Genomic DNA, 14,097 nt, shown 5'->3' on the forward strand with positions numbered 1-14,097 from the left:
TATAAATGATTTTCATGCACGACGCGTCAACTCTACCCAGTATACCGTTCTGACCCCGCTATGGAAAGGGTGCCCCGAAACCCGATAATATCTTGAATTCCGAGGGCCCACCTTATATTTACTATGAAGATATATGGAAGCTAAATCAGCCATTCTGTTATATGAAATCCTCACCCACATCTTACCGTCCGATTTCAGATGCAAGCTGCGCCCCTACAAGCTGCCCGGATAACGTTACAATCGGTGTTCCGCCGCCCGGATGCGTCGTTCCACCCACGTACCACAGCCCTTTGACATCCTTGCTTTTGTTGCCGGGACGCATGAAGGTCTGCTTCACCGAGTTGGACGAGATGCCGTAGATCGACCCTTGATGAGCGAGTGTATCCCGTTCTATATGCTGCGGAGTGTACCGGATCAGCACATCCGACTGCTTCAATCCCTTAATGCCCCGCTCGGCCAGCTTCTCCAACACCAGTTCGCCATAACGCTCCATCTGCTCCTCCCAATTCCATGAGTCCGACAAATATGGAGCGTTCACCAGAATGAACAGATTACTGGCTCCGGCTGGAGCCATGCCCTCTTCCGAATAACCGGAATAACAGATGTAGATTGTGGGATCGGCAGGCATCTTTCGGTCGCGGAAAATATGGTCAAACTCCGGTTCATACCGTTCCGGGAAAAAGACGGTATGGTGCAGCAGGGATTCATACTGTCTCTTCACACCAGCCAATGTTACAAACCCCGATATCGAAGGCTCATACCTGTTAATCCGTGCATCGCTCATCTGTTTACGATATTCTGGTGCAAGCAGCAGCCGATTGACACTGAGAACATCTCCATTGGCAACAACCTGATCGGCCTCCCGGAAGCCCTGATCCGTATCCACGCCTGCCACTTGACCATTCCTGACCACAATTTGCCGGACATTGGTGCCAGTAATGATTTGTATCCCTTTTTCCTGTGCAAGCCGTGTCATCGCTTCAATTAGTTGATAGGTTCCACCCTTGACCCCATAGATGCCCACCTCTGCTTCCACATGTCCCATCATGGCAAAGATTGAAGGCGCCTGATAGGGCGATGATCCAACATAGGTTGCGTACCGGCCGAACATCGCAAGGGTATGCGGGTGTTGAAAATATGATCGCAGCAGCTTGTCCAGCTTCACTGTTGGTCGTACACGCAGCAAACTGCGAAGCATTCGAAGATTGTATTTATCCTTGGGCGACAACAGCAGTTTTCCAAGAAAATGACGATTGGCTTCCGCATACAGCGCAGCAGATTCATCCATAAATGCATCATAACCGGTCGCATCCTCCGGGCTATAGGCAGCAATCTGCTCCTTCATCCACTCTCGATTGCCCGACAAATCAACCACGGTCCCATCTGCAAAACGATTACGCGTACGTGGCTCCAGCTCATATAGCTGCACATAATCTTCCATCTCTACACCTGCGTGATCGAAGACGGAACGGAAGCTGGCGGGCATCGTAATTGTACTCGGCCCCCGGTCAAAATGATATCCATCCTGCTCGATCTGCTGCAGCTTTCCACCGACCCGATCCTGCCGTTCCAGAATGGTGACCCGTACACCCTGCGAAGCTAGCCGAATGGCACACGATAGACCTCCAAATCCTCCGCCGATAATGATGACGTTCCCCTTCAATTGTACCGCCTACCTTTCCATACATACCCCTTACCGGAACGACCTGCCTGCCAAGAAGCTATGCCGATCGCAATGACACAGGCCATACTAATCGGTTGCAGGAAAGCAAGCCACCAAGGTTGTCCTCCAGCGTAATCCGATACCCTTTTGACTGCTATCCCGAGCACGGTTCCCACAAGACCATAGATAACGGACGTAGCATTGCCCGACAACAAACCGATGATCAGACCGAGCGGAGGCACAATGTACATCAATGTATACATCAGCATCGTGCCTAACAGCAGCACATCTTTGCGCCCCATGCCTTCGTACATATTCTTCTTATAGCCGTTCCACACTTCTGTACCATCTTGGTACATTCGTGTATTCGTCACGTCATGAACGTCGGCCAGCATGACGGGATGTCCCGCACGCTTAACGGCCTTGGCCAGGCTCATATCATCGACCAGATCGGCCTGGATCGCAGCATGTCCGCCGGCGGCCTTATAACTGGAACGATGAATGAGCAAAAACGCCCCTGTAGCGGCTACAAACATCGGATGGGATGATCTGCGTATCATGAAAATGGGAAGATGGCTGATGATGGTGAACACCATCATGGGCACAACGAGCTTCTCCATCCAGGTCTTCGTCACCTGATAGGGGAATCCTGTTACGAGGCCGCCGCCCTGTGCACACCCTGCAGCAAGGGACTGACGAATCGCCGCAGGTTCCAAGCGCACATCGGCATCCACGAACATAAACCATTCACCCTTGGCCTTCTGCACCAGTCGGTGGCAGGCATGAGACTTACCCATCCAACCTGCGGGAAGCTCCACACCATGCAGTAGACGCACACGTGGATCACGGTCTGCAATGACCTGGATCAAGGCTGCTGTCTCATCTTCGGAGCGATCATCGAGCACCAATACTTCCATCCGAAATCCGGTTGTATCGCTGGCAAGCACACTCTCCAGACACCCTTGGATATGCAGTTTCTCGTTACGGGCAGGAATCAGCACAGAGACCAGCATGTCTTTGTCTTTCCATCCGCTTGCGTTGAATGAACGCACTTTGGGCAGACAGGAGACGTTCCATATGGCAAACACCAATTGAATGCCCAATACACAAGTCAGTATGATCCATCCTATTTCAGACGCACTCATTGCTAACGGTTCACCCGCTTCCGTGCCGCATCGTATTTTTCACTCGTGGAACTCACATGGCGAATCAGTGGAAAGGCCCCCGGCAAACTCCCCTGCCCAATGCGTACCAGCTCTGATTTATGGTCATTTAACTGCTGCTCCAGTACCTTGCTCAATCTGGTCGCAATCTCCTCACTTTTCCATGTCTTCCAATCTTCGTTCACAGGTGTACCCACCTGCATCGATACTTCTGGCAAATCATGCTGCACCATGCCATGACACAAGGTAACAGGTACCGCTACGGTGCGCGGGGAGCGGCGGAGCAGCAACCCAATGCCTGGACGAAACTCGATGGGTCTGGCATCCTGATGCAGAATTTCCCCTTGGGGAAAGATCCAGACCCTTTTGCCGGAGTGTAGCAGCTCGGTCGTATATTGCAAGGAGGTTCGAATGCCGGATGCATTCTCCTTATTGATTGAATACGCGCCAAGTTTGCGAAAAAAAGCATATTGTCGCAGCTGTTCTTCTTCCATCATGACATAATGATCTCCCAGGGAAGTCTGCTGCGATGCATGATAGAGCAGCAGACCATCCCACCAGGAGCTATGGTTCATGAAATAGATGACAGGCTGATCCGGGTCCATGGGTGAGCCATTATTCGAGAGCCGGGGGTCCAATGACCCCGATAACGTAAACGAGCGAAAACGTCTCCGCAGCAAGTAATAATGATTGTATAAGGAAAAAATCCGGTTAAACGGTTTTGATTTTACGGCGCGAATCATATCGCCAGCTCCCCTCAGCAAGAAGCACTCCCACAATAGCAATGATGAAGCTGCCTGTAATTCCTTCTTTGAGAGCTAACAGCCCAAACAAAAGAATAAACAGCTGATATAACCATTTTGCACGCAGCAATGAGCTTCGATCCGAAGGCATTGCCGGAAGAAACAAGGAGAGGAACGCTCCCATCACAAACCAGCTTATGTAATTGGTCCAGGGTACACCGTAGAATCCACCCGGGGCCTGCCATTGCCAGAATCCTCTGGCATGAGCAACCGGATCCAGCACCAAGTCAAGTACGATGGCCCAGAATCCGGTCTTGACCGCTCGAATCAGTTTACCCGTCCACGAGGAGCCGCCACCACTGAGCAGAGCCGAGTTTCCAACCACTGCAATCCAGGCGAAGCCTAATGTAACGGGTACACTGAACAGGTGGATTCCGAAGAAATCCGAATACGAATATTCGCCAAAGGGCCAATGTGTATGCACACCGACCCATTCCACGCCCATGCCTCCCAGCCATATAATAGCGGAAGCCAGCCAGAGTCCGGGTTTCATCCAAATGACTGACTGGTCGGACAGCCGCGTCCGTTTCCGTCCTTGATAGATCAGATCCAGCACATACAGTGCATAGAAGATTAGAAACAAACCGTTGGAGAAGGACAGTACATCTGGCACTCCGATCGTCAGCATCAGTGTTGCTCCGATGATATACCATGCCCAGTACAGGCCCTGAATCATCAGGATACCGCCGTGCGGGAAGCTTGATAAGCCAGCCTTGGATAACGTTTCACAATGGCACCCAGCATCTCCAGTTTGAGTTCATCGCTAACGAACGCACGCTTCGTATACACGTCATAGTCGTTGCGCTCAACGGCATGCAGAATGGTTGAATAAAAGGCTGCCGCCAGCTCAATGGCAAATGCACTTTCATCTGGATACGTATCCAGACGGTCCATACCGATACGAAACCAGCTCAGCGCAGCTGATTTTAATTCATGCACAATGGCTATGAACCTCTCGTCCACAATACCGTCAACCCAATCCTGTTCCGAATACCCATGCTTCTCCATCATCTCCAGTGGAACATAGCGACGCGCTCGTGTCCGGTCCTCGCCCACATCACGGATAATATTTACGATCTGCATGCCTTTGCCCAGCGCAATGCCGTTCATTGCCACTTCTGTACCGTTGTCATCGCGCAATACAGGCAGCAACATCTCGCCGACAGTCCCTGCAACCAGATAACAATATTGCTCCAGTTCCTCCATCGTTGTATAATGCGTCACTTGAAGATCGGTTAATTGTCCTTCGATCTGACGCAAGAAAGGCCCTTTGTCCAAATGAGGGAAGCTCGTAAACAGCCATCGTAATGCCGGCCAAATAAAATGCCCTTCCGCTTCTTCCAGCTGATTGAACAGATTGCGGATTTCATGAATCGTATAGGGCGACTGCTCCGGCTCATCCACACTGTCATCGATCATGCGGCAGAAAGCATAGATAACGTAAACAGCTTCACGGCGCGGACTTGGCAGCCCTCTAAAGGCCAGATAAAAAGATGACGAGCCCTTTTGCATTAATTCTTCACACCTGTTCAAAATCGCTTCATTCATGTTTCCATCTCCTTTATGAGTTGATTGACTGCCATGCGAGCACTTTGCATTACAATAGGAACCCCGCCTCCCGGATGTACGGACGCGCCTGCGGCATATAGTCCCCGGATCGCCGGGAACGGCTTCGGTTGCGGCCGATATACACCGGATTGGAACATCACGGGTGCGATGCCAAAGCTGCCCCCCCCATACAGCCCGTCGCGCTCAGCGTCAGCGGGAGTACGTATTTTTTGCCACTGGATCGCTGCACGAAGTCCCGGAAACCCACGTTGTTCCGCTTCTTCCAGTACACGCTCTGCCAGCGCCTCGCTCTCCTGAGACCAGTTGACACCATCGGCATCCGGCACCGGAATGAGGAAGTACAATACACTCTGACCTGGCGGAGCTGCCGTTTCGTCCAATGCAGCCGGATTAAATACATAAAATGAGGACTTCGCCGGAATGCGGCGCTGGTCGAACACTTCCCGCAAACTGCCGTCCAGACTTGGAGGCAGAAAAAATTGATGCGTCGTTGCATCCTCCCAGGTTTTGTCTACGCCCACATAGATCAACACACATCCCGATGAGGGACGATATGGCTTTCGTTTGCGTGTACCTTCAGGCGTCTGACCAAGCAGACCCGACAGGTGGGGGAAATCCCCATTGTAGATAACTGCATCCACATTTTCTGCGCCTGCGGCTGTTTCTATACCTTTGCATATCCCCTTTTCGATATTCAGCCCGGTAACTTCCGAATTCAGCACGACACGGCCACCACGTGATATCAGTTCCTGTTCCAGTATGGCAGGTAATGCAGCATAGCCACCTTTCACCATCCAGATGCCATATTCGTGTTCTGCATAAGGGAGCAGGGAGTAAATGCCCGGTGTACCAAAGGGAGATCCACCAATATAGAGACTTTGCAGCGAATAAGCATCCAGCAGTTCCTCGTGTTGAAAATAATCACCTACAGCCTTACGCACACTTTTATGAGCACGCAATCGGCCCATCAGGGACATCAGAGAAGGAGTGAAGAAATCCCTTTTCCGAGGGAAAGCCCGTTCCAGAAACGCAGCCCGTCCCGCCGGAAACAACGTGTCCATATCGTTCATAAATTTTGAGAATCCCTGACTTTCTCCAGGGAAGAGACGTTCAATCTCTTCGGCCTGCTGTTTACGTTCCGTCATTTTGGTCATCACACGCCCGCTGCTATAGTGCACTCTGTACAAGGGATCACAACGCAGCAGCTCAATCTTCGAACGATCCACACCCGCTTCCTCCAAAATGCCTAGCAGCATCTCGGGCAGAAGCACGATCGTAGGGCCTTGGTCAATCCGGTAATCGCCTTCCTGTTCGTAACTAATACGACCACCAACTCTGGAACCCCGTTCATATACGGTGACGTCCCAACCCTGTTTATTCAGCAACAAGGCTGAAGTCAGGCCGCCAATACCTGCACCTACAATAGCTGCCCGTTTCATGAATGGCCTCCCGCTTCCGCCGTTTTCACATACGAGGATCGTTTCGAGCGCTTGCGAGCATCCTCTTCCTGAATGAGTTTTACGCTAATCCGAGCCGATTCAAAGATGGTTGGCAGCCCACTGCCCGGATGGGTTCCACCGCCTACCAGCCACACCCTTTTTAACTCTTCAAACTGGTTATGGGGCCGCAGATACATCATCTGGCCGAGATTGTGAGCCATGTTGAACGTCGCTCCGCGGTACACATCCAGTTCATTTTCCCAGTCCAGCGGTGTAAACATCATCGATTCTTCAATACGGCTGCGGATGTCTGACAACTCAGTAATCGATTCCATCCGCTTCAACATTGCCTCCCGCACATTCTCTCGTTCTGTCTCCCAGTCGATGTCTCCGGTTAGGTTGGGCGTGGGCATCAGCACATATAAAGCAGATTTCCCTTCCGGTGCGAGCGTCGAATCGAGTCTGGAAGGGTTATGAATATAGAGGGACGGATCCGCAGACAACACTTTGTGCTTCGTAATCTCATCCACGTTCAGTCGATAGTCCTCGGGGAAATAGATGGAATGATGCGGTAAATCCACTTCACCGTCCACGCCCAGATACAGCATGGCTGTGGAGCAGGAGTACTTTTTACGCTTCATTTTCTCCGGTGTATATTTCTTAAGCACTCCTGGTTCAAACAGATGATTCACGGCATGGGCGAAGTCTGCATTGACGACGACATGATCTGCTTCGATGCGTTCACCGTTTTCAAGCAGCACACCTTCTGCTCGCCCATTGCGAACCATGACCTGTTTAACCGGACAGGATGTATGTATTCGTCCTCCATATTCTTCAACTACATCAGCCATGGCCTGAAATACCCGATTGACGCCACCCGTAGGGTGAAATAATCCGTAGTTGTGCTCAATGAACGATAGAATCGTAAACGTACCCGGACAATCCCAGGCAGACATGCCCAGGTATTTGGATTGGAACGTAAACGCCCAGCGCAGACGCTCATCGGTAAAATAGCGGGACAGGATGCCATAGACCGTATTGTTGATGTCCAGTTTCGGCAGAGCTGTCATGGCATCTCTTCGCAAATAATCGGCCAGCTTGCCGAAAGGTCGGCGCAGCAAAGGCATGACTTTGCCAAACTTCACTTCTTCTTCCTGCATGAACCGAAGGTAATTGTCCTCGTTGCCGGGGAAAAGCTCCTTGATCTGTGCAGCAGTATCTTCACGGTTGCGGGAGGGCGTAAACACCTTATCACCGAAATTCAGTGCGTACAGCGGAGTCAGCTCTTTCATCTCCACATAATCGGATAATTTGCGTCCCACCACCTCGAACATCTCTTCAATCAACTGAGGCATCATCAAAAATGTTGCCCCCCGGTCGAATCGGTAGTCTCCCAGCTCCAGTCTGGAAGAACGCCCGCCAATCACAGGCTGCTTCTCATACACATCTACTTCATACCCCTGGCCGGACAATAACATGGCCGCTGCAAGTCCACCCGGACCTGCACCAATGACAGCTGCACGTTTGCGTTGCTGGTTCGGTATCATGCCACTCACCTTTCCTATGTTAGGAACTACCTCTAGTACTATAGTCTCTAACTTACTATTAAACCGCCCATAAGCAGTTCAAGCGGGTAAACGCAAAAACATTATACAAATATAATACAAATATTATACGACCTTGTAAATCAAAAAAATGACCCACTGGTCAAAATACGTAAATAATAATTGAAATGCAAAAAAAACACCCCTCGCGCTCTTGCGTCAAAGGATGTCCTGTATACACGAACCTATACATTTTATTGTTAGACTCATTTTAGAAGCATGGCATTCAATAGCCTAATCCGGACGGCCGCTCTGTGAAATACTCACGTTCCATCCACGATTGCCAATCCGCTGAATCTTCGGGCATAATCCATTGTGGGTAACGGGCGTTCTCTGCACGCTCATACCCTTTACCTCCAAGTACAAAGCGCATATGCGGGAACTCGTCCGCAATTCGACCCACAAGCTGATCGCACCGCTCAAGGAGTTCGGAGCTGGTAACCGAAAGGCAGACCAATCTGATTTTCTGCTCTCGAATGATTGGAAATATCCCCTCTTCCGGTGTGTTGGCTCCGAGATAGAGCACTTCAGCACCATTTTTGCGCATAAACAGCGAGAACAGCAATAATCCAACCTGATGATGCTCCCCTTCCGGGCATAGAGCCAGAACTTTAGGCAGATGCGGATAGATCGGGAACAGATGGAAAAACTGATAGAAGCGCTGCGAGATCAGCTGTGTCATGAAATGCTCTTGAGCAACCGAAGCTCTGCCCTGTTCCCATGCATCTCCTACCCGAACGAGTATGGGAACCAGCACATGATAAAACATCGAATCATATCCGTACATGGTGAAGCCAAAATCAATCAGCCCATTGGCCCGTTCCCCCTGGAAATTGTATAACGAGTCATAGATCTGATCGGCTATACGTACATATGCCTCTTCCAACGTGGGTACGGGGGCCGTTAACGGCGTAGGCACAGCAGCTTCAGGAGGTGGGTTGGTTTTGTTCACCTTAAGCATACGAACCGCTTCGGAGATATTGGTCTGATGCTGTTCTACCTGTTCTTTCAACCAGCGCAGATCGGCAACATTCTCATCCGTGTATAAGCGATAACCCGATTCCGTCCGCTCAGGGGTGACCGCACTATATCGATTCTCCCAAGCCCGGAGGGTTACCGTTGGAATACCCAACATGGCAGCGACTTGTTTGATGGAATACACCTTATTACCCACTTTCTTTCCTGAAATAGCTCCAATTCACAGGTTAAAAACGAAGCCTGGTCCCGTCATTGTCAGGTATATGAAAATCCGAACATTCTACAAAAACAATACGCTTATTATACACAACACTCATATTACTGTCGATGCATCCGTCCTATTCTTGGATCTCCATCTACCTAATAAATGAAATATTGCTTCAGGCTCTCTGCGTCAACGTTGTCATCCGGGTGGTAATAGAAGTCAGCAAGTTCAGAAAGGGGAGTTATTGTTGTTTTCTAATCGCCGCAAGACATCAGACCGCAAGTCTTCACGCGGCAAATTTCCATACATACGAACAGGTCTCGTACTATTGGTGCTATGGCTCATCGCCGTCATGCTCTACCAGACCTATAAACCGTTACCATCCGGCATTTCTTATGAAAGTCCGGAATACCGTGTGGATCAGGTACAATTTCTGCATGATCTGACCTATCCCTCCGCTGATGGACAGATGGAGCATGAACAGCAGATCTTCCAGCGCATGCTTCAGGTTGTTGAGGACGCGGAACAGTTCGTGGTGGTTGATATGTTTTTATTCAATAACTACCAGCACAAGGGTCAGCAATTTCCACCCATCAGCACCGAGTTTACGGAAACCCTGGTTGCCAAAAAACTTCAGAAACCGGAAATGGACATCTGGTTCATTACGGATGAAGTGAACACCAACTATAACTCTGCACCCAACCCGTTACTGGAGCAGATGAAACAGGCAGGAATTCACGTGGTCATTACAGATGTTGATCCTTTACGCGACTCCACCCCTGTCTACTCCGCTGTGTGGCGCACCTTCTTCCAGTGGTTTGGACAATCCGGGAAAGGGTGGATTCCGAACCTGATGGCATCCGATGGCCCGGATGTCACTGTACGCTCCTACCTTAAATTGCTCAATGTGAAGGCCAACCATCGCAAAGTTGTGGTCAACGAGAAGACGGCTATTGTCTCCTCAGGTAATATTCATGACGCCAGTGCCTACCACTCCAACATTGCTTATGAAATAACCGGACCGATTATTGGAGATATCCTTGAGTCGGAGCAGGCTGTGCTGAATTTCTCGGGTGGAGGAAAGCTCCCATCCTATACAGCTCCTCCCACAGATCCGAATAAGGGGGATTTGCGAATTCGCTATCTGACCGAGGGCAAAGTAAATGACGCCGTGCTAAACGAGATTAAGCAAACGGTAAAAGGTGATACCCTGTGGATGGGCATGTTCTACATCGCTTCACCCAAAGTATTGGACGCCCTGCTTGAAGCCTCGAAACGGGGAACCGAAATAAGGCTAGTGCTCGATCCGAACGAAAATGCCTTTGGTCAGGAGAAGACCGGCATTCCCAATCGCCCTGTAGCTGCGGAGTTGCATGATAAATCGGATGGCAAAATCAAGATTCGCTGGTACAACACAACCAAGGAGCAATATCATACCAAGATGATGTACATTGCCAAAGCGACCGGAGATCATATCGTTCTTGGAGGATCGACCAACTTCACTCCCAGAAACATGAATGATTATAATCTGGAAAATGATCTATGGGTTGCTGCGCCACCAGATAACTCATTTACTCGAGATATCGCCGCTTATTTTGACCGTATATGGAATAATGAAGATGCCGAGTTCACCCTGAACCTGGATGAATTTCAGGAAAAGACTACATTTTTGAAAGAAATCGTATATAAGCTGCAGCTGATTTTGGGTTTAACAACCTTCTAATTGAAAACGAAATTCCAAGCATAAACCCGCCTGTACTCTATCGTGCAGGCGTTTTTTTGTGCCTTGACAGCGAAAGTAAAATGTGAAAATATAGGTTACCTAACGACCGTTAGGAAGGTGATAATAATGACTGCACATTCGATTCGGGATGCAGCCCTGTTCCATTTTGCAAGAGATGGATATGAAGGGGCCTCCTTAAGAGCTATTGCTGACGAAGTCGGGATTAAAAAACCGTCCATATATGCACATTTCAGCGGCAAGGATGACCTGTTTTTGCACACCCTTGCGCATGCGTTCAAGGATGTTCAGCGTCGAACGCTGGAATACTTCCGCGATCACGCCAATCTCCCTCTGGAGCAAAGGTTGAAGGGTTTGCTGATATGGTTTGAGCAAGAGTATAACTGTAACGCCTCTGCCCGCTTTATGCTGCGTATGTGCTACTTCCCACCGCTTTCGCTATACAGTGAAGTCATGGATATGGTGTACCCGTTTCTGGACGGTATGGAGCGGTCACTGTCACGGCTGCTGCAAAGGGCGACGCGTAAGGGAGAACTACAGGCTGTTCCGGCGGAACAAGCTGCGATTGCTTTTATGACTTTTCTCGATGGCATCACGGTTGAGATTATCTATGGAAGTTCACGTCGATATAGGAGACGGATTGAAGCTTCCTGGCCTGTCTACTGGCATGGCATTCATCATCTGAAACAAGGGGCACGGTCCGTTGTGCCGAAAGGAGATTCATCATCATGAACCGCAACTGGTTATATGTATTTATCGGAGGACTCATTGAGATTGTATGGGTAAGTGGGCTGAAACACGCCTCCAATGTGTGGGAATGGGCTTTGACGGCCCTGGCCATCATCCTCAGCTTTGGATTAATCATTGCTGCTTCCAAAAGATTGCCTGTGGGCACGGTATATGCCGTATTTACGGGGATTGGTACCGCAGGTACGGTACTGACCGAAATGCTGCTATTTGGTGAAGCATTCTCGCTTGCCAAGGTTTTGCTCATCGGCCTGTTGCTATGTGGTGTGGTCGGACTGAAACTGGTCACAGATCAACAATCGGCAAAAGGAGGTGAAGCATAATGGCTTGGATAGCAATTGTGGGTGCAGGCATATGTGAAATTTTTGGTGTCATCGGCATTAATGGTGCTTCTTCCCGGAAGGGCTGGCCTTATATCGTGCTCATGCTCGTATCCTTCGTGATCAGCTTCTCTCTGTTATCCTATGCGATGACTTCTATTCCCATGGGCACAGCGTATGCGGTATGGACTGGAATCGGCACGGTGGGCAGTACGTTAACAGGTATGTTCCTGTTCGGTGAGCGGAAGGAAGCCAAGCGGCTGCTGTTTATAGCCATGATTTTGGTGGCGGCAATTGGATTGAAACTGATTACGTAAAAGTTATCGGCTTCGTACTCTCCGTTATCAGCGATTGTTAACTTCACTTCAATAATCTCATATAAATTAATGATTAAAAAAGACGACTTCATTCAGGAAGTCGTCTTTTTGGGATATGATGTAAATAGGAAACCATCCTACACTCTGTTACGTATGAAAGGATGTCGTGATGATGAAGAAATGGTTCGTGCGCATGGGTTCTTTTACCGGATACATATTCCTGATCGCTGTGGGAGCCTTTTATCTGATTGCTCTTGCAGCCATTATTCTTCTAGCTATTTATGTTTTTAAGGGCGGAGCCTGAAATAGATCATTTGCAACTCATCAACCTTAGTCTGCTCGTCCAACCTTGATACTCGTGATTATCATACCTATTGCAATGAATATATCGTCGCTCGTTATCAGCTACTATCTTGTCTACATGACGCGGTAAATATGCTCCAGACCCCTTATGTTATCCCCTCTTCTTTTTCCATTTTTCTCCCATTTGAATTCCATTGTCCATATCGTTTATACTTGGTTTGACCATAAAGTCAATTCAAGAACTCGTAAGTTCCGCAGGTGAGGTGAATGTATCGTTAATGAACCCTATCCATGAAATGAATGAAAAGAAAAAGCTTATTATTACCACAGCACTCAGGCTGTTCTCAGCCAAAGGCAGTGCTGCAACCTCGATGCAGGAGATTGCAGAGATATGCGGGATGTCGAAAGGCAGCCTCTACCTTATGTTCAAATCGAAAGAGGAATTAGAGGCCAGTACGATGGAGTACTGCATATTCACACTCATGGATGAAATGTCCCAGATTGAACATGAAACTGGGCTCACTTCAAGAGAACGTCTGCATAAGCAGATTGAAACACTGCTTGTCCATGTATCCGAGCTGAAGGAATTTTTACGCGTGCAAATGCGCAGCATGATGATGGATGAAGAGCAGCATCGCAAGGAAAAGTGCAAGCCGCAGCACAAGGATTTGGAGATCCGTACCCTGCACTGGTTCAAGGACAAACTGGAGGATCTGTACGGACCGGAGATTGAACCCTATATCATAGACCTTATTTTGCTTACACATGGTCTGTTCCTCTCCTACGTCAAAATCTGGTTTACGGAAATGCCTTCCCTTACCGTATCCAAGATGGCGAGCAACATGCTGCAAACGATCGATTATGCAGCTCGCGGATTGCTAGATCAACGCCCTGCTCCATTGGTTCCTTTGGAACATTGGCCCGCATGGAGCAGCGATTCAGATACAGATTCCACAGTGATGCGTCATCCCATTCACATCATCAAACAGATGAAGGATATCATCACTTCGGATATGCCTCCAGGGCAGGTGCGCAACGATGCGCTGGAGACCATCGCCATCCTGAGACAGGAGATGATGGAATTCACACCGCGACGTGCCATTATTCTGGGCATGATGCACAATCTGGATCACATTCCTGTCATCCAGCCATTGCACTCCGAGCTTCAGCACATTATGGATGCCATGTATAGCCGGTTTATCCAGGCTGACTCGTCACAACAATAAAGAAATACAGGGAGAACAG

Annotated in this window: 14 protein-coding genes; 6 read left to right on the forward strand and 8 right to left on the reverse strand. The window is 49.3% G+C overall.

Annotation, left to right across the window (positions count from 1 at the left end; translation table 11 throughout):
* Positions 1 to 181 precede the first annotated feature (181 nt).
* The 8 genes from Q0V21_RS19560 to Q0V21_RS19595 all read right to left on the reverse strand — a co-directional run bounded on the left by Q0V21_RS19560 (position 182) and on the right by Q0V21_RS19595 (position 9,403).
* The gene (locus tag Q0V21_RS19560) at positions 182 to 1,663 is read right to left on the reverse strand and encodes a phytoene desaturase family protein (protein ID WP_301880232.1); all 1,482 of its coding nucleotides are present in this window, start codon (positions 1,661 to 1,663) and stop codon (positions 182 to 184) included.
* Positions 1,660 to 2,808, reverse strand: coding sequence for a glycosyltransferase family 2 protein (locus Q0V21_RS19565; protein ID WP_301880233.1), 1,149 nt, complete (start codon positions 2,806 to 2,808; stop codon positions 1,660 to 1,662). Before Q0V21_RS19565 ends, Q0V21_RS19560 begins: the two co-directional genes overlap by 4 nt.
* A 2-nt stretch (positions 2,809 to 2,810) precedes the next feature.
* Positions 2,811 to 3,569, reverse strand: a complete 759-nt coding sequence (locus Q0V21_RS19570; RefSeq protein WP_079350308.1) for a lysophospholipid acyltransferase family protein — start codon at positions 3,567 to 3,569, stop codon at positions 2,811 to 2,813.
* On the reverse strand, positions 3,538 to 4,305 hold the full coding sequence (locus Q0V21_RS19575; RefSeq protein ID WP_079350307.1) for a carotenoid biosynthesis protein: 768 nt from the start codon (positions 4,303 to 4,305) through the stop codon (positions 3,538 to 3,540). Before Q0V21_RS19575 ends, Q0V21_RS19570 begins: the two co-directional genes overlap by 32 nt.
* Positions 4,305 to 5,177 (reverse strand): phytoene/squalene synthase family protein, encoded by an 873-nt coding sequence (locus Q0V21_RS19580; protein WP_079350306.1) that lies wholly within the window; start codon positions 5,175 to 5,177, stop codon positions 4,305 to 4,307. The genes Q0V21_RS19575 and Q0V21_RS19580 overlap by 1 nt, the downstream gene beginning before the upstream one ends.
* Positions 5,174 to 6,637 (reverse strand): phytoene desaturase family protein, encoded by a 1,464-nt coding sequence (locus tag Q0V21_RS19585; protein WP_301880234.1) that lies wholly within the window; start codon positions 6,635 to 6,637, stop codon positions 5,174 to 5,176. Before Q0V21_RS19585 ends, Q0V21_RS19580 begins: the two co-directional genes overlap by 4 nt.
* Positions 6,634 to 8,184 (reverse strand): phytoene desaturase family protein, encoded by a 1,551-nt coding sequence (locus tag Q0V21_RS19590; protein ID WP_079350304.1) that lies wholly within the window; start codon positions 8,182 to 8,184, stop codon positions 6,634 to 6,636. The genes Q0V21_RS19585 and Q0V21_RS19590 overlap by 4 nt, the downstream gene beginning before the upstream one ends.
* A gap of 283 nt (positions 8,185 to 8,467) precedes the next feature.
* Positions 8,468 to 9,403, reverse strand: a complete 936-nt coding sequence (locus Q0V21_RS19595; RefSeq protein WP_079350303.1) for a MerR family transcriptional regulator — start codon at positions 9,401 to 9,403, stop codon at positions 8,468 to 8,470.
* A gap of 268 nt (positions 9,404 to 9,671) precedes the next feature.
* Between Q0V21_RS19595 and Q0V21_RS19600 the strand changes: the two genes are divergently transcribed.
* From Q0V21_RS19600 to Q0V21_RS19625, 6 genes are all read left to right on the forward strand, one after another.
* Positions 9,672 to 11,147, forward strand: a complete 1,476-nt coding sequence (locus Q0V21_RS19600; RefSeq protein ID WP_301880235.1) for a phospholipase D family protein — start codon at positions 9,672 to 9,674, stop codon at positions 11,145 to 11,147.
* A gap of 126 nt (positions 11,148 to 11,273) precedes the next feature.
* A complete protein-coding gene (locus Q0V21_RS19605) occupies positions 11,274 to 11,897 on the forward strand; it encodes a TetR/AcrR family transcriptional regulator (protein ID WP_301880237.1) in 624 nt (207 codons plus the stop codon).
* Positions 11,894 to 12,235: a DMT family transporter gene (locus Q0V21_RS19610; RefSeq protein ID WP_024632750.1), complete on the forward strand. Its 342-nt coding sequence runs from the start codon at positions 11,894 to 11,896 to the stop codon at positions 12,233 to 12,235. The genes Q0V21_RS19605 and Q0V21_RS19610 overlap by 4 nt, the downstream gene beginning before the upstream one ends.
* The gene (locus tag Q0V21_RS19615; RefSeq protein ID WP_024632751.1) at positions 12,235 to 12,549 is read left to right on the forward strand and encodes a DMT family transporter; all 315 of its coding nucleotides are present in this window, start codon (positions 12,235 to 12,237) and stop codon (positions 12,547 to 12,549) included. Before Q0V21_RS19610 ends, Q0V21_RS19615 begins: the two co-directional genes overlap by 1 nt.
* 169 nt (positions 12,550 to 12,718) lie before the next feature.
* The gene (locus tag Q0V21_RS19620) at positions 12,719 to 12,853 is read left to right on the forward strand and encodes a hypothetical protein (protein WP_256984792.1); all 135 of its coding nucleotides are present in this window, start codon (positions 12,719 to 12,721) and stop codon (positions 12,851 to 12,853) included.
* A 277-nt stretch (positions 12,854 to 13,130) separates the two neighbouring features.
* Positions 13,131 to 14,078: a TetR/AcrR family transcriptional regulator gene (locus Q0V21_RS19625; RefSeq protein ID WP_301880241.1), complete on the forward strand. Its 948-nt coding sequence runs from the start codon at positions 13,131 to 13,133 to the stop codon at positions 14,076 to 14,078.
* The last annotated feature ends 19 nt before the right edge of the window (positions 14,079 to 14,097 follow it).

Source organism: Paenibacillus sp. 11B (genome assembly GCF_030487755.1).
GTDB lineage: Bacteria > Bacillota > Bacilli > Paenibacillales > Paenibacillaceae > Paenibacillus > Paenibacillus vandeheii.

Excerpts from the sequence above, each read along its gene's own strand:
- Q0V21_RS19565 (WP_301880233.1), bottom strand. The coding sequence starts at position 2,808 with ATGAGTGCGTCTGAAATAGGATGGATCATACTGACTTGTGTATTGGGC.
- Q0V21_RS19570 (WP_079350308.1), bottom strand. The coding sequence starts at position 3,569 with ATGATTCGCGCCGTAAAATCAAAACCGTTTAACCGGATTTTTTCCTTA.
- Q0V21_RS19575 (WP_079350307.1), bottom strand. The coding sequence starts at position 4,305 with ATGATTCAGGGCCTGTACTGGGCATGGTATATCATCGGAGCAACACTG.
- Q0V21_RS19580 (WP_079350306.1), bottom strand. The coding sequence starts at position 5,177 with ATGAATGAAGCGATTTTGAACAGGTGTGAAGAATTAATGCAAAAGGGC.
- Q0V21_RS19585 (WP_301880234.1), bottom strand. The coding sequence starts at position 6,637 with ATGAAACGGGCAGCTATTGTAGGTGCAGGTATTGGCGGCCTGACTTCA.
- Q0V21_RS19590 (WP_079350304.1), bottom strand. The coding sequence starts at position 8,184 with ATGATACCGAACCAGCAACGCAAACGTGCAGCTGTCATTGGTGCAGGT.
- Q0V21_RS19605 (WP_301880237.1), top strand. The coding sequence starts at position 11,274 with ATGACTGCACATTCGATTCGGGATGCAGCCCTGTTCCATTTTGCAAGA.
- Q0V21_RS19610 (WP_024632750.1), top strand. The coding sequence starts at position 11,894 with ATGAACCGCAACTGGTTATATGTATTTATCGGAGGACTCATTGAGATT.
- Q0V21_RS19615 (WP_024632751.1), top strand. The coding sequence starts at position 12,235 with ATGGCTTGGATAGCAATTGTGGGTGCAGGCATATGTGAAATTTTTGGT.
- Q0V21_RS19620 (WP_256984792.1), top strand. The coding sequence starts at position 12,719 with ATGATGAAGAAATGGTTCGTGCGCATGGGTTCTTTTACCGGATACATA.
- Q0V21_RS19625 (WP_301880241.1), top strand. The coding sequence starts at position 13,131 with ATGAACCCTATCCATGAAATGAATGAAAAGAAAAAGCTTATTATTACC.